This window comes from Leisingera sp. UBA4491, from assembly GCF_002388965.1.
Taxonomy (GTDB): Bacteria; Pseudomonadota; Alphaproteobacteria; order Rhodobacterales; family Rhodobacteraceae; genus Leisingera; species Leisingera aquaemixtae.
In genome coordinates this window covers 222,149-237,738 of record NZ_DGNN01000016.1, presented here as the reverse complement: position 1 = coordinate 237,738, position 15,590 = coordinate 222,149, and the positions used below count along the sequence as shown (strand labels likewise).

Here is a 15,590-nt window from a genome sequence, read left to right as displayed (position 1 = left end):
CTCAGATCCGCGCCACGCCAAAGCTGTTGGGGTTCAGCTGCCGCACCCGCGCCTCCTGGCAGGTGTGCAGGCAGAAACCGAGCACCGCCCGCGTGTCGCGCGGGTCGATCATCCCCATGTCCAGCACCCGCCCCGAGGTGTAGAAGGCATCCGACTGCCGGTCGAAATGCGCAGTGATCTTTGCGCGCTGCGCCGCCAGCCGCGCCTCGTCCGGTTCCACGCCCTTGCGTTCGGCTGTGCGCCGGGCGACCTGCTCCATCGTCAGCGCCGCCTGCGCGCCGCCCATCACCCCGGTCATCGCATTGGGCCAGGTGAACAGGAAATCGGCCCCGAAGGCATAGCCGCACATGCCATAGTTCCCGGCCCCGAAGCTGGCCCCGGTATAGAGGGCAATCTTGGGCACCCGCAGATTGGTCACCGCCTGGATCATCTTGGCGCCGTGCTTGATCATGCCCGCGCGCTCTGAGGCGGTGCCGACCATGTAACCGGTGGTGTTGTTCAAGAAGACAACCGGGGTGCCGGCCTGGTCCATCGCCTGCAGGAAATGCGTGGCCTTGGCCGCCCCGTCCGGGTCCAGCGGGCCGTTGTTGCCGATCAGGCCAACCGGCTGCCCCATGATCCGCGCCTGCAGGCAGAGCGTCGCCGGACCGAAATCCGGCTTGAATTCGCGCAAGTCCGAGCCATCCGCGATACGCGCCGCCACCTCGCGCATGTCGCAGGGGGTGCGGTAGTCGACCGGCACCACGCCCGCAATCTGATCAGGCGGCAGCAGAGGTTCGGCGCAGACCGGCAGCGCAGGCCCGCAAGCCTTCCAGCCCAGCCCGGACACCACTTCGCGGGCGATTTCGATGCCATGGGCGTCATTCGCGGCCAGATACTCCACCAGCCCGGTGGTTGCGGCGTGCATCTCTGCGCCGCCAAGATCCGCGTCCTGCGCCGCCTCGCCGGTCGCCGCCTGTACCAGCGCCGCGCCCGCCAGCATCGCCATGCCGTTGCCCCGGACCCCGATCACATAATCCGACAGCCCCGGCTGATAGGCCCCGCCCGCGGTCGAGGCGCCATGCAGCACCGTGATCACCGGGATGCCCGCCGCCGATAGCCGCGCCAGCCCCGCAAACATGCCGCCGCCATGCGCCCACAGCTCCACCGTGTAGCGCATCAGATCGGCACCGGCGCTTTCCACCAGGTGGATGAAGGGCAGCTTCTGCCGCTCGGCAATGGCAATCGCGCCCAGCGCCTTGTCCACCGATTTCTGCGTCATCGCCCCCGCGTTGATCCCGGCATCATCGGCAAAGACCATCGCCCGCACGCCCTCGACATACCCGATCCCGAGGATGATCGAGGCGCCGGGGATCGAGGTGTCCGGGTCCGGATCATCCACCAGGTAGGAGGCCATGTTGAAAAGCTCCAGGAACGGCAGCCCAGGGTCCAGCAGTGCCGAGACCCGCTCTCGCGGGGACAGCTGCCCGCGCTTGTCAAAGACCGGGCGGCGTTCTTCGGATTTCGCTGCCGCGCGGGCTTCCAAATCGCGCATTCGCTTGACCAGCGCCAGCATGTCTTCGCGGTTCCGGGCGAAGGTTTCGCTGTCCGGGCTGATTTTGGTCTGGAACTCACTCATGAACTGCTTTCCCAATTTGCGTTCCGCCCGGCGGCACGCCGGGCAGCGCCCGACCCTCCCCACGGGAGGGCGCTTCGCACCCACCCAGGGCCGGGCGCAGCCCTGCGCACATCATGCCGCTGCCTCCAGCAAGTCCGCATCCACCCGCACCGGGGCCGCCAGCAGCAATTGCGCATAGCCCTTGGCCTGAGGGTCGTTGCGCAGCGAGGACGTGCCGCCGCCGCCCAGCGCGCCGTGCAGCAGGATGTTCACCGCGTGGCTGCCGGGCAGATAGAACCGCTCCATCCGCCCGTCCCAGAAATGCCCGAACACCCGGCGCAGATGGGCTTGGTCCAGCGCCTCCCAGATCCAGGGCAGCACCTCCGGCCTGCGGGCGATGACGCCGATGTTGGCGATATCGCCCTTGTCGCCGCTGCGCGCCCAGGCGAGTCGGATCAAGGGCACCTCCGCCAAGCGCTTTGCGTGCGGCACCGGCGGCGGCGCGGGCGGCTCCACCGCCTGCAGCGGGAGCGCCGGAGCCGCAGGCACCGCGCAGGTGCCCGCCGCATCCCGCACGGTCGCGGGCACATGTGCCTTGGGCAGCAGGCAGGAAAACAGCGCCAGCACCGGCGAGGGCTTGGGCCGCGCGCCCGCAAACCCGCTAAGCCCAGGCGGCGCCGACAGGCCCAGACCCACCGCCTCTTTCAGGAACACCCCCACTCCACGGGCCTCGGGATGGCGCACCGCGATCTTGGCGGCCACCTCCCGCGCGGCGCCGCTCTGCCGCAGCCCGCCGAACTGGCTTTCGCTGCCGATCAGCTCGATGCTCACATCGCTGAAATCCGGCAGCTTCATACCCCGCAGAGCCTCCCGCGACCGGGCCAGCGCCGCCGTGGCAAAAGCCCGCGCCTTGGCCTCGGCATCGAGGCCATAGAAGGTGAAATAGTGGCCGCTGCGGAAACCGTCCTGCCAGGTGATGCAGGTCTTATACGCATCCGGCACCCCGCGCCCCCTGGCGCCGGCCACCCGCACCCGGTCCGGCCCGGTCTCCGTCGCCGTGACGGCAGAGAAATCGCAGACCACATCCGGCAGCACGTAGGCCTGCGGATCGCCGGTCTCATACAGCAGCTGCTCCGCCACCGTCGCGCGGGAGACCAAGCCGCCGGTGCCCGCGGGCTTGGTCACCTCAAAAGAGCCGTCCTCGCGGATCTCCGCAATCGGGTAGCCGATCGCGGCCAGGCCCTCCGCAGCCTTCTGCCAGTCGGTGAAGTTGCCGCCGGTCGCCTGCGGCCCGCACTCCAGGATATGGCCCGCCAGGCTGCCGCCCGCCAGCCGGTCCAGGTCCGCCGCCGCCCAGCCGAAGCGGTGGATGCAGGCCGCCAGCGTGACCGCGCTGTCCACGCAGCGCCCGGTCACCACAATGTCCGCCCCGCGGTCCAGGGCTGCGGCAATCGGAAAGGCGCCGAGATAGGCGTTGATGCTGGCGATCTCCTCCAGCGGCGGAAACGGCGCGCCGGTGAACATATCCTCGGGAGCGGCCGCCGCCAGCTCCGCCGCGCGTCCAAGCAGGTCGTCGCCTTCAACCACGGCCACCTTCAGATCCAGCCCCTGCGCAGCGATCTCCTGCCGCAGGGCCGCGGCGCAGGCCTGCGGGTTGACCCCGCCCGCGTTGGAGATAACCCGCACCCCCTGCCGGGCGATCTCCGCCAGGTTCGGTGCCATCGCCGCGGTCACGAAATCTGTTGCATAGCCCGCCTGCGGATCCCTTGCCCGCGCCCGCGCCAGCACCGCCATAGTGATCTCGGCCAGGTAGTCATAGACGAGAACATCCAAGCCCCCCGCCGCCAGCAGCTGCGGCGTGGCCAGGGCGGCCTCCCCCCAAAACCCGGCAGCGCCGCCGATGCGCAGTCCTTGTGGCATTGCTCCTCCCCTTGGCCGCCATCCGGTGCACAGCATACACGGATTTGCCCGCAAACGGCGGCCCCCTGCTGCCAGCCTGACCGCCAAGGCCTTGGCCTTGCAACTGTAACCCCGCGTTCACTGCGGCAGCGGGGGCGCTCCGCCCCAACACGTTACAGAATTTTCAAAGGTGAAAGTTTCAGGTTACATTTCACTTGCCGCGAATCATCTTCCGGCGTAATACCGACCCAACGGTCGGCTTATCCCGCCGCCGCCACAGGAGACGCGAACACCCATGGATGCTTTCATCTGCGATGCCACCCGCACCCCGATCGGCCGCTACGGCGGCGCGCTGAGCCAGGTGCGTACCGATGATCTTGCCGCCCTGCCGATTGCCGCGCTCGCCGCGCGCAACCCGGACGTGGACTGGGGCTCCCTTGACGATGTGATCTTTGGCGATGCCAACCAGGCCGGTGAAAGCAACCGCAACGTGGCCCGCATGGCGGCGCTGCTGGCGGGCCTGCCCACCTCTGTGCCCGGCACCACCATCAACCGTCTCTGCGCTTCCGGCATGGATGCGGTCGGCATGGCGTCCCGCGGGATCAAGGCGGGCGACTATGACATGGCCATCGCCGGCGGCGTCGAAAGCATGAGCCGCGCGCCTTTCGTGATGCCCAAGGCAACTTCTGCCTTCACCCGCGCCAATGCGGTTTACGACACCACCATCGGCTGGCGCTTCGTGAACAAGAAAATGCACGAGATGTATGGCACCGACTCGATGCCGCAGACCGCTGACAACGTGGCCGACGACTACGGCGTCTCCCGCGAGGATCAGGACGCATTCGCCGCCCGCAGCCAGGCCCGCTGGGCCGCCGCGCATGAGGCCGGCATCTTCAAGGACGAAATCACCCCGGTCACCATCCCGCAGCGCAAGGGCGATGATCTGGTGGTGGACACCGATGAACACCCCCGCCCCGGCACCTCGGCAGAGAAGCTGGCGGGCCTCAAGGGCGTCAACGGCCCGGACAAGACCGTGACCGCAGGCAATGCGTCCGGCGTCAACGACGGTGCCGCAGCGATCCTGATGGCGAATGAAGCGGCTGCGGCGAAGAACGGTCTGAAACCGATGGCCCGCATCGTCGGCATGGCCGCCGCAGGCGTCGAGCCGCGCATCATGGGCATCGGTCCGGTGCCCGCCACCCGCAAGGTTCTGGCCCGCACCGGCCTGACCATCGAACAGATGGACGTGATCGAACTGAACGAGGCATTCGCATCGCAGGGCCTTGCCACCCTGCGCGAGCTTGGCCTTCCGGACGATGCGCCCCATGTTAATCCCAACGGCGGTGCGATTGCACTGGGCCACCCGCTCGGCATGTCCGGCGCGCGGCTGGTGCTGACCGCCGCCTACCAACTGCAGCGCACCGGCGGGCGGTATGCGCTCTGCACCATGTGCGTCGGCGTTGGACAGGGCACCGCCCTGATCCTCGAACGCGTGTAACGAACTCTAGGGAGGTCCCAGACATGTATGCTCAGATGATCAAATCCGAAGCGACCCAGGACGATCCGGAAAAGCTGGCGGCCTTCCAGGCCCGCATCGACGCGGGCGAGAAGATCGAGCCCAAGGACTGGATGCCCGAGGGTTACCGCAAGACGCTGATCCGCCAGATCGGCCAGCACGCCCATTCCGAAATCGTCGGCCAGCTGCCCGAGGGCAACTGGATCACCCGCGCGCCGACGCTGGAGCGCAAGGCGATCCTGCTCGCCAAGGTGCAGGATGAGGCCGGTCATGGCCTGTACCTGTACTGCGCGGCGGAGACGCTGGGCGTCTCCCGCGACGAGATCACCGAGATGCTGCTGGACGGCCGCATGAAGTATTCGTCGATCTTCAACTACCCGACGCTGAACTGGGCCGACATCGGCGCGGTCGGCTGGCTGGTTGATGGTGCTGCGATCATGAACCAGGTGCCGCTGCAGCGGACCTCCTTCGGCCCCTACTCCCGCGCGATGATCCGCATCTGCAAGGAAGAAAGCTTCCACCAGCGCCAGGGTTACGACGCCATCCGCAAGATGGCAGAAGGAACCCCGGAGCAGAAGAAGATGGCTCAGGATGCGCTGAACCGCCTCTGGTACCCGTCGCTGATGATGTTCGGCCCGTCCGACAAGGACTCGGTCCACTCTGCCCAGTCGATGAAGTGGAAGATCAAGATGAACACCAACGACGAGTTGCGCCAGAAGTTCGTCGACCAGACCGTGCCGCAGGCCGAATACCTCGGCCTCACCGTGCCGGACGAGAACCTGAAGTGGAACGAAGAGCGCGGCCATTACGATTACACCGACCCGGACTGGAGCGAGTTCTTTGACGTGATCCAGGGCAATGGCCCCTGCAACGTTGACCGCCTCGCCGACCGCAACAAGGCCTGGGACGACGGCGCCTGGGTCCGCGACGGCCTGCTTGCCCACGCCAAGAAAAAAGCCGCGCGCCAGCACGCCGCCGAGTAACCCCAAGCATTCCGGCGCTCCGCCCAGACGCGCAAGCGCCCCCTCAGCCAGGAGGATTTGAGACATGAAAAACGAATGGCCCCTCTGGGAAATCTTCATCCGCGGCCAGCACGGCATGAGCCACCGCCACGTCGGCTCCCTGCATGCACCGGACGCCGAAATGGCGATCAAGAACGCCCGCGACGTCTACACCCGCCGCAACGAAGGCGTGTCGATCTGGGTGGTCGAGGCGAACCACATTTCCGCCTCCTCGCCCAGCGACAAGGGCCCGCTCTACGAGCCGTCCGAGTCGAAGGTCTACCGCCACCCGACCTTCTTCGACATCCCCGAAGAAGTGGGGGCGATGTAATGACCCGCGACGACGCATTTGCCCAGTTTCTGCTGCGGATGGGGGACAACACCCTGATCCTCGGCCACCGGGTCAGCGAATGGTGCGGCCACGCGCCGGTGCTGGAAGAGGACATCGCGCTGGCCAACACCGCGCTGGACCTGATCGGCCAGACCCAGATGTGGCTCGGCCTTGCCGGTGAAGTGCAGGGCGAAGGCAAATCCGCCGACGACCTCGCCTTCCTGCGCGACGCCTGGGACTTCCGCAACGTGCTGCTGTGCGAGGTGCCCAACGGCGACTTCGGCCGCACCCTGATGCGCCAGTTCCTGTTCGACGCCTGGCATTCGATCCAACTGGGCCGGCTGATGAAATCCTCGGACGAGCGGGTCGCCGCGATTGCCGAGAAGGCTTCGAAAGAGGTGGCCTATCACCTGGAGCGTTCCGCCGACACCGTGGTGGGCCTGGGCGACGGCACCGAGGAAAGCCACCGCCGGATGCAGGAGGCACTGGACTATCTGTGGCCCTACGTGGGCGAGATGTTCCAGTCCGACGAGGCCGACGCGGAGATGGTGAAAGCGGGCATCGCGCCCGATCCGGCGTGCTTGCGCGAAGAGTACGACGCGCTGATCTCCCGCATCCTGAGCGACGCGACGCTGACCATTCCGGACAGCAGCTTTGCCCATAAGGGCGGGCGCACCGGTGCGATGCATACCGAGCATCTGGGCCACCTTTTGACCCAGATGCAATGGCTGCAGCGCGCCTATCCCGGCGCCAAATGGTAAGGCCGCGGCCGGAGAACTGAAGGCAACGCCCGTCACGAGCGGCGGGCGTTGGACCCCCGCACCGCGGGGGCGCAATGGGCGTTGCCCGGCGCACTGCCGGGCGATACAGCCAATGAGGGTAACCGCATGAGCCAAGTGACAACTCAGCCAAGCACTGACCAGATCTGGGAGTGGCTCGACGCCGTGCCGGATCCGGAAATCCCGGTGATCTCGGTCGTCGACCTCGGCATCGTCCGCGGTGTGGAATGGCAGGGCGAAACCCTGGTTGTTTCCGTCACCCCCACCTACTCGGGTTGCCCGGCGACCTCGATCATCAGCCTCGACATCGAGACTGCGCTGCGCAGCAAGGGGATCGAATACCTGAAGATCGAAACCCAGATATCCCCCGCCTGGACCACCGACTGGCTGTCGGAAAAGGGGCGCGCCAAGCTGGAGGAATACGGCATCGCCCCGCCCCAGCCCGCGGGCGGCCCGGAAAAATGCCCGCGTTGCGGCAGCAAGAACCTCACCAAGGTCAGCCAGTTCGGCTCGACCCCCTGCAAGGCCCACTGGCGCTGCCAGGACTGCCTCGAACCTTTTGATTATTTCAAGTGCATCTGAGGAGACCCTGATGGCGCGCTTTCACGACCTTGAAGTCACCGATGTCCGCAAGACCATCCGCGATGCGGTGGTTGTTACCCTGAAGCCCGTGAACGGCGCGGCTGAGGCGTTTGATTTCACCCAGGGCCAGTACCTGACCTTCCGCCGCGATTTCGACGGCGAGGAACTGCGCCGCAGCTACTCGATCTGCGCCGGCAAGGACGAAGGCATCCTGCAGGTCGGCATCAAGCGCGTCGACGGCGGCGCGTTTTCAACCTGGGCCAACACTGAGCTGAAGGCCGGCGATACCCTGCAGGCGATGGCACCGATGGGGACCTTCTTCACCCCGCTCGATGGTACCGCCGAAAAGCATTACCTGGGCTTTGCCGGCGGCTCCGGCATTACCCCGGTACTGTCGATCCTCAAAACCACGCTGGCGGCGGAGCCCAAATCCTCCTTCACGCTGGTCTACGCCAACAAGGGCGTGAACACGATCATGTTCCGCGAGGAGCTGGAGGATCTGAAGAACCTCTACATGGGCCGCTTCAACGTGATCCACGTGCTGGAATCGGACGCCCAGGAAATCGACCTGTTCACCGGCCTGGTGACAGAGGAGAAATGCGCCCAGCTGTTCGAGCACTGGATCGACATCGAAAACGTGGACACCGCCTTCATCTGCGGACCCGAGCCGATGATGCTGGGCATCGCCGCCGCCCTGCGCAGCGCAGGCCTTGACGACAGCCAGATCAAGTTCGAACTGTTCGCCTCGGCCCAGCCGGGCCGGGCCAAGCGCAAGGCCGCCGCAACCGACGCCGCCAGCAGCGCCAACCAGACCAAGGCCGCGATCACCCTGGACGGCGCCACCCAGACCATCGAGATGGGCAAGGACATGACCCTCTTGGATGCCGCGCTGGAAAACGCCATGGACGCGCCCTATGCCTGCAAGGCCGGGGTCTGCTCCACCTGCCGCTGCAAGGTGCTGGAAGGCGAGGTCGAGATGGTCGCCAACCACGCGCTGGAGGATTACGAGGTCGAAAAGGGCTATGTGCTGTCCTGCCAGGCCTATCCGGTGACCGATAACGTCGTCGTGGACTACGATCAGTAAGGCAATTTCAAAACCCGGGTCGCCCGGAGATTTCAGGGAGGGCGTTTTATGTCCGAAGAGATGAGCATCACAAGCTATCTGGCCCAGGGCGGGGTTCTGACCAACCCGTCCAACGTGCCGCCGCGCTACCGCGCCGAGCTGATGAAGCTGATGGCGACCTTCGTCGACAGCGAACTGGCCGGCGCCGCGGGCTTTGCCGATATCATCAACGAAGGCCCCGGCATCAAGGCCCGCATCGCCGCGGCGCGGATCGTGCTGGAAAAAACCGACCACGCCGAGAAGGTGCTGCGGATCATGGGCGACTTCGGGGCCGACACCGAGCGCTATGCCGACCATCACCCCTGGACCGCGCGGCTGGAGCGGGAGGCCGACATCGGCCAGAGCCGCACCAAGCACGACATGCGCCTGGCGGTGTTCAACTACCCGCTGGAAGGCTGGGCGGATGCGGTGGTGATGAACTTCCTGATGGGCCGCGCGGTGGTGCTGCAGCTGGAGGAGCTGAGCCATGTGTCCTACCAGCCGCTGGCCGAAGCCTTCCGTGCCATCCTGCCGGTGGAGACCCGCCACGCGGAGCTGGCCGAAGAAGGCCTGATGGTGCTGGTCGAGGCCCAGGGCCCCGATGGGCTGCAGGAGCTGGTCGACTACTGGTGGCCGCGGGTCGCGGCCAGTTTCGGCCAGGAGGACTCGGAGAAATTCGAAGGGCTGAAGGCCATGGGCCTGCGCCGCACCCCGAATGCGGATCTGAAGGCCCGCTGGCAGCAGGACGCCAATGACATTCTGGACAAGGCCGGCCTGAAACCGGCCGCCTGATCCTTACCCGCAATACTCCCGCCCGGGCTGCAGCGCATCACAGATGCGCAGGCCCGGTTGGGCCCGGCGCGCCTTGCGGCGCGCTAGCTGCGCTGCGCCGCCGCGGCTGTGCAAATCCACAGGCACATGGTGCGGCGCTGCGGAATGGCAGCCGGGCCGCACAGCGGCCATATCTGCAGCACCAGACAGATGGAGGCTGCAATGAGCACAGGCACACCACCCCTTCCCGCAGGCACCCGCATCGGCCATGTCCACTTGAAGGTTTCGGGCCTGGAGCGGGCGATCGGCTTTTACAGCGGCGTCCTGGGGTTTGAAGTGACCCAGCGGCTGGGCAGCTCCGCCGCCTTCCTGTCGGCGGGTGGCTATCACCACCACATCGGCCTCAACACCTGGCAGTCGCGCGGCGGTCCTGCCCCGGCGACCAATGCGACCGGCCTCTACCACACCGCCATCCTGCTGCCGGACCGCAAGAGCCTGGCCGCAGTTCTGCACCGGGTGCTGGAGGCCGGCATCGCGCTGGAGGGCGCCGCGGATCACGGTGTTTCCGAAGCGATTTACCTGCGCGACCCGGACGGCAACGGGGTGGAGCTCTACCGCGACCGGGCGGAGGCGGAGTGGCCGCGTGCGGCGGACGGAAGCCTGGCGATGGGCACAGAGGCCCTGGACCTGCAGGCATTGCTCGCGGAGGTTGAGTAGGTCAGCCCTGCTGCCCGAATGTTTCGCGCGCGAAACAATTGGTCAGACATGCTGACCCAAAAGACGCAGCGTCAGAACTGTTGCAAGACACGGGCAACACCCTGTAAAAATTAATAAAACAGGCCTGATCGCCTCCTTTGCCGGGACATTTGCGGGTGATGTTAGGTCTGGACCTCTGACCTTTCTCTGCCTACCCTAGCGGCAAGCAGAGGGGGGGAAAACATGGCTGTAAGCGGCACAATCCGGACCTATTTCAACGGCAGCTGGCACGACGGCGACCTGCCGGTGATGCGGGCGGCGGACCATGCGATGTGGCTGGGCTCTTCGGTGTTCGACGGCGCGCGCTTCTTTGACGGGGTGACGCCGGACCTCGATCTGCACTGCGCCCGCACCAATGCCTCGGCAGAGGCGCTGCTGATGACACCGACCCATTCGGCCGAGCAGATGGCGGCGCTGATCCGCGAGGGGCTGGAGGGGTTTGCCCCCGGCTCCGCCGTTTATATCCGGCCGATGTACTGGGCGGCGGATGGCGACGCGACGCTGATTGCGCCGGACCCGGACAGCACGCGCTTTGCGGTCAGCCTGGAGGAAATCCCGATGGCGGCGCCTGAGGCCTCCGCCACGCTGACCCGCACCCGCTTCCGCCGTCCGGTGCTGGAAAACGCGGTGGTGAATGCCAAGGCCGGCTGCCTGTACCCCAACAACGCCCGGATGCTGCGCGAGGCGCGCAGCAAGGGGTTCACCAATGCGCTGGTGCTGGATGCCATGGGCAACGTAGCGGAAACCGCCACCACCAATGTCTTCATGGTGCGCGATGGCGAGGTCTTCACCCCGATCCCCAACGGCACCTTCCTGGCCGGCATCACCCGCGCCCGCCACATCAGCAACATGCGCGCCGATGGCATTACGGTGCATGAGTGCGTGCTGGGCTATCAGGACTTTGAGGAGGCCGACGAGGTCTTCCTGTCGGGCAACATGAGCAAGGTGACACCTGTCATCGCCTTTGACAGCCGCCAGTATCAAACCGGCCCCGTCGCCAAGCGGGTGCGTGAGATGTACTGGGACTGGGCCCGCAGCCAGAGCTGACGCACGGCGCTGCGCCGCTTGCGGAGGCTCCCGCCCGCTCCGGGCCTTTTTTGCAAAAGACCGCTGCACGGTTGGGCCAGGCACCGTGCCTGCGCACGGTGCCGCGCCGCGCCCTGCGCGGCGCCGGGCCCAAGGCCGCCAAGGGGCTTCCGGCGCAGCCGGGAGATCCTGCGGGCGCGGGAGCGCTCGCTGCCCCAATCTAGCGCCAGTTTCTTGAAACGGCTCAACGGGTTTGGCTCTATTGCCTGATGCGCCCGCTTGCGTCATGATCCGCGGTGGAACAACGAGAGAGCGAAAATGCGCAAATTCCTTGTGGTACTGGACGACAGCCGCGAATGCCTGAACGCCATGCGGTTCGCCGCCATGCGCGCGGCGCATACCGGCGCCGGCGTCACCATCCTGTCGGTGATCCCGCCGGATGAGTTCAACCACTGGATCGGCGTCGGCGAAGTGATGCGGGAAGAAGCCCGCGAACGGATCCATGCGCATTTCGAGGTCTTTGCCAAATGGATGCGCGACCGCCAGAACGTCGATCCGGAACTGGTGATCCGCGAAGGCGAGCCGGTGCCGGAGATCCTCGACTTTATCGAGGGCGATCCGGAAATCGGCGTGCTGGTGCTGGGCGCGGGCACCGGCCGCAAGGGGCCGGGCCCGCTGGTCACCCAGCTGACCAAGAACTCCGGCACCCTGCCGGTGCCGATCACCATCGTGCCCGGCGATCTCAGCAAAGAGAAGCTGGAAGCGATCACCTGACCAGGGCAGCGGGGGGCAGGCGATGCGCGGCAGGCTAACCTTCTGGTTCGAGTTCGCCTCCACCTATTCCTATCTCAGCGTGATGCGGATCGGCGCGCTGGCCGCTGCCCGCTCTGTTGCCGTCACCTGGAGGCCGTTCCTGCTGGGGCCGGTGTTTGCCGCGCAGGGCTGGGACACCTCCCCGTTCAACATCTACCCTGCCAAAAGCCGGTATATGTGGCGCGATATGGAGCGGATCTGCACCGCCCGCGGGCTGCCCTTCCGGCGCCCGGATCCGTTCCCGCAAAACGGACTGAAGGCGGCCCGGCTGGCACTGGCCGCCGCGGAGATGGACAGCATCGAAGCGTTCACAAAGGCAGTGTTTCAAGCGCAGTTCGGTAATGGCGCGGATATCTCCAGCGACGCTGTCCTGCAGGGCTGCTTGCGCCAGGCGGGCCTTGACGATGCGCTGATGCCGCGCGCCCAGGCGCCTGCCGTCAAATCGGCGCTGCGGGCGCAGACCGAAGACGCGATTGCCGCTGGCATTTTCGGCGCCCCCAGCTTTATCAGCGGTCCGGAACTGTTCTGGGGCGATGACCGGCTGGAGCAAGCCCTGGCGCACGCTGCGGGCCGAGAGATTTAGAATAGTTCCAAATCTTGACTTGGCGCGCCGCAAGGCGCATATCGGGGGCACGCTTAACGGAGACCCGACATGTTCATTCAGACTGAATCCACGCCCAACCCGGCGACGCTGAAATTCCTGCCGGGCCAGACCGTTCTGGAGGCGGGCACCGCCGACTTCCCCAGCGCAGACGCCGCGGGCAAATCGCCGCTGGCCTCCCGCATCTTTGCGGTCGACGGCGTGACCGGCGTGTTCTTCGGCAATGATTTCGTGACCGTGACCAAGGCGGACGGGGTCGACTGGGACCACATCAAGCCCGCCATTCTGGGCGCGGTGATGGAACACTACCAGTCCGGCCAGCCGGTGATGGCGGACGGCTCTGCCGATCCGGCCTCGGGCCACGCGGAGCACACCGGCGAGGACGCCGAGATCGTCAACCAGATCAAGGAGCTGCTGGACAGCCGGGTGCGCCCGGCGGTGGCTCAGGACGGAGGCGACATTACCTTCCACGGTTTTGACCGCGGCGTTGTCTACCTGCACATGCAAGGCGCCTGCGCGGGCTGCCCGTCTTCGACCCTGACGCTGAAGATGGGCATCGAGAACCTGCTGCGCCATTATATCCCGGAAGTCACCGAGGTGCGCCCGGTTGCCGTCTGACCGGCTGCGAAAGGACATCTGATGGCGTCCGAACCACTGGTTCTGGGATTTGACACATCGGCCGCGCATTGCGCGGCCGCTTTGCTGCGCGGCGATGCGGTGCTGGCCTCCCGGCTGGAAGAAATGGCCCGCGGCCAGGCCGAGCGGCTGATGCCGCTGCTGGAAGAGGTGCTGGCCGAGGGCGGCGCCGGCTGGCAGGATCTTGACGCCATCGGCGTCGGCGTCGGCCCCGGCAACTTCACCGGCATCCGGATTGCGGTCTCTGCTGCGCGCGGCCTGGCGCTGGGTCTGGAGATACCGGCCGTCGGCGTTGACGGGTTTGAAGCCCGCGCCGCCGAAGGCACCCTGCCCGCCGTGCCTGCGCCGCGCGATCAGGTCTATGCCGCCCTGCCCGGGGAAGCGCCGCGTCTGATGCCGCGCCAGGAGGCCGAAGACGCCGCCCGCGGCGCCGGGCTGGCGTTTGCGCCCGAGGCAAGCCCGGCGGGCATTGCCGAAGCCATTGCGCGGATTGCGGCCGGGCGGTTCGAGACCGTGACCGGGGCGCCTGCCCCCTTGTATCTGCGCTCTGCCGATGCCGCGCCGTCCAGCGATGTGCCGCCGGCGCTGATTGATGGCTGACCCGCTGACACCGGAGGCGATGGCCGCCACCCATGCCGCGGCCTTTACCCAGTCCCGGCCCTGGTCGGCGGCGGAGTTCGCCGCCCTGCTGGACAGCCCGCTGGTTTTTGCCGCAGGCGGCGCCCGCTGTTTTGCGCTGGTGCGGGTGATCGCGGATGAGGCGGAGCTGCTGACCATTGCGACCGGCCCCGGCCATCAGCGCCAGGGGCTGGCCCGCGCCTGCATGGCCGACTGGGAATCAGTGGCCCGCGCGCGGGGCGCGGCAGAGCTGTTCCTGGAAGTCGCCGCCGATAACGCCCCCGCACAGGCGCTGTACCATGCCTGCGGATTCGCGGAATGCGGGCGCCGGGCCGGATATTACCGCCGCGAAGGGGCAAAACCGGCGGATGCGATCCTGATGAGAAAAGGTTTACGCTAGGCCAGTTGCGCGGATTTCGCACCATTTGGTCAAAAAGCGGTTGACCCTCTCCCTGCCCTGCAGGCTAAATTGCCGCACCCTCTTTGGCCTGAACGTGGCCGGGCAGCGGAAAAGCCCCGCTGCATCCAACAATAATGACAGTGGGAGTTAACCTGATGACCCTGATGAAATCGCTGATGGGCGCAGCCGCGTCGCTGGCCCTGACAGCAGGTGCCGCGCTGGCCGAACCTGCGCTGATCTTCGACTTGGGCGGCAAGTTCGACAAGAGCTTCAACGAAGCCGCGCACAACGGCGCCCAGCGCTGGGTCGAAGAGACCGGCGGCACCTACCGCGAGATCGAGCTGCAGTCCGAAGCCCAGCGCGAGCAGGCCCTGCGCCGCTTTGCCGAGGCCGGCGCCAACCCGATCGTGATGGTCGGCTTTGCCTTTGCCGACGCTTTGGGCCAGGTGGCCGCCGATTACCCGGACACCAAATTCACCATCATCGACATGGTGGTTGAGGGCGACAACGTGCGCTCGGTCGTCTTCAACGAGCATGAAGGCTCCTATCTGGTCGGCATGATGGCGGCGATGGCGTCCAAGTCGAACACCGTCGGCTTTATCGGCGGCATGGACATTCCGCTGATCCGCAAGTTCGCCTGCGGCTATGCCGAGGGCGTGAAGGCCGCCAACCCGGACGCCAAGGTGATTTCCAACATGACCGGCACCACGCCGGCAGCCTGGAACGACCCGGTGAAAGGGTCGGAGCTGACCAAGGCGCAGATCAGCCAGGGCGCTGACGTGGTCTATGCCGCGGCCGGCGGCACCGGCGTGGGCGTGCTGCAGACCGCGGCCGACGAAGGCATCCTGTCGATCGGCGTGGACAGCAACCAGAACCACCTGCACCCGGGCAAAGTGCTGACCTCGATGACCAAGAACGTCGGCAACGCCGTGTTTGAGGCCTTCTCGGACGGTGCCGAGATGGAAACCGGCTTCTCTGTGATGGGCCTGGCCAATGGCGGCGTCGGCTATGCCATGGATGAGCACAACGCCGAGCTGGTCACCGGCGAGATGCAGGCCGCGGTGGACGACGCTGCTGCCAAGATTGCCTCGGGTGAGATCAAGGTGCATGACTACATGTCCGATGACAGCTGCCCGGCGCTGAGCTTCTAAGAGAAAGCCCC

At 66.5% G+C, this 15,590-nt stretch carries 17 protein-coding genes; 15 read left to right on the top strand and 2 right to left on the bottom strand.

Annotation, left to right across the window (positions count from 1 at the left end; genetic code table 11):
* Position 1: 1 nt before the first annotated feature.
* Together B2P87_RS09035 and B2P87_RS09030 are read right to left on the bottom strand one after the other, a co-directional pair.
* The gene (locus B2P87_RS09035) at positions 2-1,618 is read right to left on the bottom strand and encodes an acyl-CoA carboxylase subunit beta (protein ID WP_141891024.1); all 1,617 of its coding nucleotides are present in this window, start codon (positions 1,616-1,618) and stop codon (positions 2-4) included.
* Positions 1,619-1,729: 111 nt separating this feature from the next.
* Complete coding sequence (locus B2P87_RS09030) at positions 1,730-3,517, bottom strand: acyclic terpene utilization AtuA family protein (protein ID WP_141891025.1); 1,788 nt, start codon at positions 3,515-3,517, stop codon at positions 1,730-1,732.
* 274 nt (positions 3,518-3,791) lie between these two features.
* Between B2P87_RS09030 and pcaF the strand changes: the two genes are divergently transcribed.
* The 15 genes from pcaF to B2P87_RS08955 all read left to right on the top strand — a co-directional run bounded on the left by pcaF (position 3,792) and on the right by B2P87_RS08955 (position 15,579).
* Complete coding sequence (gene pcaF / locus B2P87_RS09025) at positions 3,792-4,994, top strand: 3-oxoadipyl-CoA thiolase (protein WP_141891026.1); 1,203 nt, start codon at positions 3,792-3,794, stop codon at positions 4,992-4,994.
* Positions 4,995-5,017: 23 nt separating this feature from the next.
* Positions 5,018-5,995: a 1,2-phenylacetyl-CoA epoxidase subunit PaaA gene (paaA, locus tag B2P87_RS09020; RefSeq protein WP_058285226.1), complete on the top strand. Its 978-nt coding sequence runs from the start codon at positions 5,018-5,020 to the stop codon at positions 5,993-5,995.
* Positions 5,996-6,059: 64 nt separating this feature from the next.
* Positions 6,060-6,344, top strand: a complete 285-nt coding sequence (gene paaB / locus B2P87_RS09015; RefSeq protein ID WP_008562338.1) for a 1,2-phenylacetyl-CoA epoxidase subunit PaaB — start codon at positions 6,060-6,062, stop codon at positions 6,342-6,344.
* A complete protein-coding gene (paaC, locus tag B2P87_RS09010) occupies positions 6,344-7,105 on the top strand; it encodes a 1,2-phenylacetyl-CoA epoxidase subunit PaaC (RefSeq protein WP_141891027.1) in 762 nt (253 codons plus the stop codon). Before paaB ends, paaC begins: the two co-directional genes overlap by 1 nt.
* A gap of 126 nt (positions 7,106-7,231) precedes the next feature.
* On the top strand, positions 7,232-7,705 hold the full coding sequence (gene paaD, locus B2P87_RS09005; protein ID WP_141891028.1) for a 1,2-phenylacetyl-CoA epoxidase subunit PaaD: 474 nt from the start codon (positions 7,232-7,234) through the stop codon (positions 7,703-7,705).
* A 10-nt stretch (positions 7,706-7,715) separates the two neighbouring features.
* The gene (paaE, locus tag B2P87_RS09000) at positions 7,716-8,789 is read left to right on the top strand and encodes a 1,2-phenylacetyl-CoA epoxidase subunit PaaE (RefSeq protein WP_141891029.1); all 1,074 of its coding nucleotides are present in this window, start codon (positions 7,716-7,718) and stop codon (positions 8,787-8,789) included.
* Positions 8,790-8,837: 48 nt separating this feature from the next.
* On the top strand, positions 8,838-9,599 hold the full coding sequence (locus B2P87_RS08995; RefSeq protein ID WP_141891030.1) for a Phenylacetic acid catabolic protein: 762 nt from the start codon (positions 8,838-8,840) through the stop codon (positions 9,597-9,599).
* Positions 9,600-9,800: 201 nt separating this feature from the next.
* Positions 9,801-10,295 (top strand): VOC family protein, encoded by a 495-nt coding sequence (locus tag B2P87_RS08990; protein ID WP_141891031.1) that lies wholly within the window; start codon positions 9,801-9,803, stop codon positions 10,293-10,295.
* A 222-nt stretch (positions 10,296-10,517) separates the two neighbouring features.
* Entirely contained in the window at positions 10,518-11,381 is an 864-nt protein-coding gene (locus B2P87_RS08985; protein WP_141891032.1) for a branched-chain amino acid aminotransferase, read from the top strand.
* A 297-nt stretch (positions 11,382-11,678) separates the two neighbouring features.
* A complete protein-coding gene (locus B2P87_RS08980; protein ID WP_008554060.1) occupies positions 11,679-12,134 on the top strand; it encodes a universal stress protein in 456 nt (151 codons plus the stop codon).
* Positions 12,135-12,156: 22 nt separating this feature from the next.
* On the top strand, positions 12,157-12,756 hold the full coding sequence (locus B2P87_RS08975; protein WP_141891033.1) for a 2-hydroxychromene-2-carboxylate isomerase: 600 nt from the start codon (positions 12,157-12,159) through the stop codon (positions 12,754-12,756).
* A 69-nt stretch (positions 12,757-12,825) separates the two neighbouring features.
* Positions 12,826-13,392 carry a NifU family protein gene (locus B2P87_RS08970; RefSeq protein WP_141891034.1) on the top strand — a complete coding sequence of 189 codons (567 nt, stop codon included), beginning with the start codon at positions 12,826-12,828 and terminating at the stop codon, positions 13,390-13,392.
* 21 nt (positions 13,393-13,413) lie between these two features.
* Positions 13,414-14,010 (top strand): tRNA (adenosine(37)-N6)-threonylcarbamoyltransferase complex dimerization subunit type 1 TsaB, encoded by a 597-nt coding sequence (gene tsaB / locus B2P87_RS08965; RefSeq protein WP_141891035.1) that lies wholly within the window; start codon positions 13,414-13,416, stop codon positions 14,008-14,010.
* Entirely contained in the window at positions 14,003-14,428 is a 426-nt protein-coding gene (locus tag B2P87_RS08960) for a GNAT family N-acetyltransferase (protein ID WP_244940730.1), read from the top strand. Before tsaB ends, B2P87_RS08960 begins: the two co-directional genes overlap by 8 nt.
* Positions 14,429-14,583: 155 nt before the next feature.
* Positions 14,584-15,579 (top strand): BMP family lipoprotein, encoded by a 996-nt coding sequence (locus B2P87_RS08955; protein WP_058285258.1) that lies wholly within the window; start codon positions 14,584-14,586, stop codon positions 15,577-15,579.
* Positions 15,580-15,590: the final 11 nt, after the last annotated feature.

Coding starts and splice junctions, on each gene's coding strand:
- B2P87_RS09035 (WP_141891024.1), bottom strand. CDS start 1,618: ATGAGTGAGTTCCAGACCAAAATCAGCCCGGACAGCGAAACCTTCGCC.
- B2P87_RS09030 (WP_141891025.1), bottom strand. CDS start 3,517: ATGCCACAAGGACTGCGCATCGGCGGCGCTGCCGGGTTTTGGGGGGAG.
- pcaF (WP_141891026.1), top strand. CDS start 3,792: ATGGATGCTTTCATCTGCGATGCCACCCGCACCCCGATCGGCCGCTAC.
- paaA (WP_058285226.1), top strand. CDS start 5,018: ATGTATGCTCAGATGATCAAATCCGAAGCGACCCAGGACGATCCGGAA.
- paaB (WP_008562338.1), top strand. CDS start 6,060: ATGAAAAACGAATGGCCCCTCTGGGAAATCTTCATCCGCGGCCAGCAC.
- paaC (WP_141891027.1), top strand. CDS start 6,344: ATGACCCGCGACGACGCATTTGCCCAGTTTCTGCTGCGGATGGGGGAC.
- paaD (WP_141891028.1), top strand. CDS start 7,232: ATGAGCCAAGTGACAACTCAGCCAAGCACTGACCAGATCTGGGAGTGG.
- paaE (WP_141891029.1), top strand. CDS start 7,716: ATGGCGCGCTTTCACGACCTTGAAGTCACCGATGTCCGCAAGACCATC.
- B2P87_RS08995 (WP_141891030.1), top strand. CDS start 8,838: ATGTCCGAAGAGATGAGCATCACAAGCTATCTGGCCCAGGGCGGGGTT.
- B2P87_RS08990 (WP_141891031.1), top strand. CDS start 9,801: ATGAGCACAGGCACACCACCCCTTCCCGCAGGCACCCGCATCGGCCAT.
- B2P87_RS08985 (WP_141891032.1), top strand. CDS start 10,518: ATGGCTGTAAGCGGCACAATCCGGACCTATTTCAACGGCAGCTGGCAC.
- B2P87_RS08980 (WP_008554060.1), top strand. CDS start 11,679: ATGCGCAAATTCCTTGTGGTACTGGACGACAGCCGCGAATGCCTGAAC.
- B2P87_RS08975 (WP_141891033.1), top strand. CDS start 12,157: ATGCGCGGCAGGCTAACCTTCTGGTTCGAGTTCGCCTCCACCTATTCC.
- B2P87_RS08970 (WP_141891034.1), top strand. CDS start 12,826: ATGTTCATTCAGACTGAATCCACGCCCAACCCGGCGACGCTGAAATTC.
- tsaB (WP_141891035.1), top strand. CDS start 13,414: ATGGCGTCCGAACCACTGGTTCTGGGATTTGACACATCGGCCGCGCAT.
- B2P87_RS08960 (WP_244940730.1), top strand. CDS start 14,003: ATGGCTGACCCGCTGACACCGGAGGCGATGGCCGCCACCCATGCCGCG.
- B2P87_RS08955 (WP_058285258.1), top strand. CDS start 14,584: ATGACCCTGATGAAATCGCTGATGGGCGCAGCCGCGTCGCTGGCCCTG.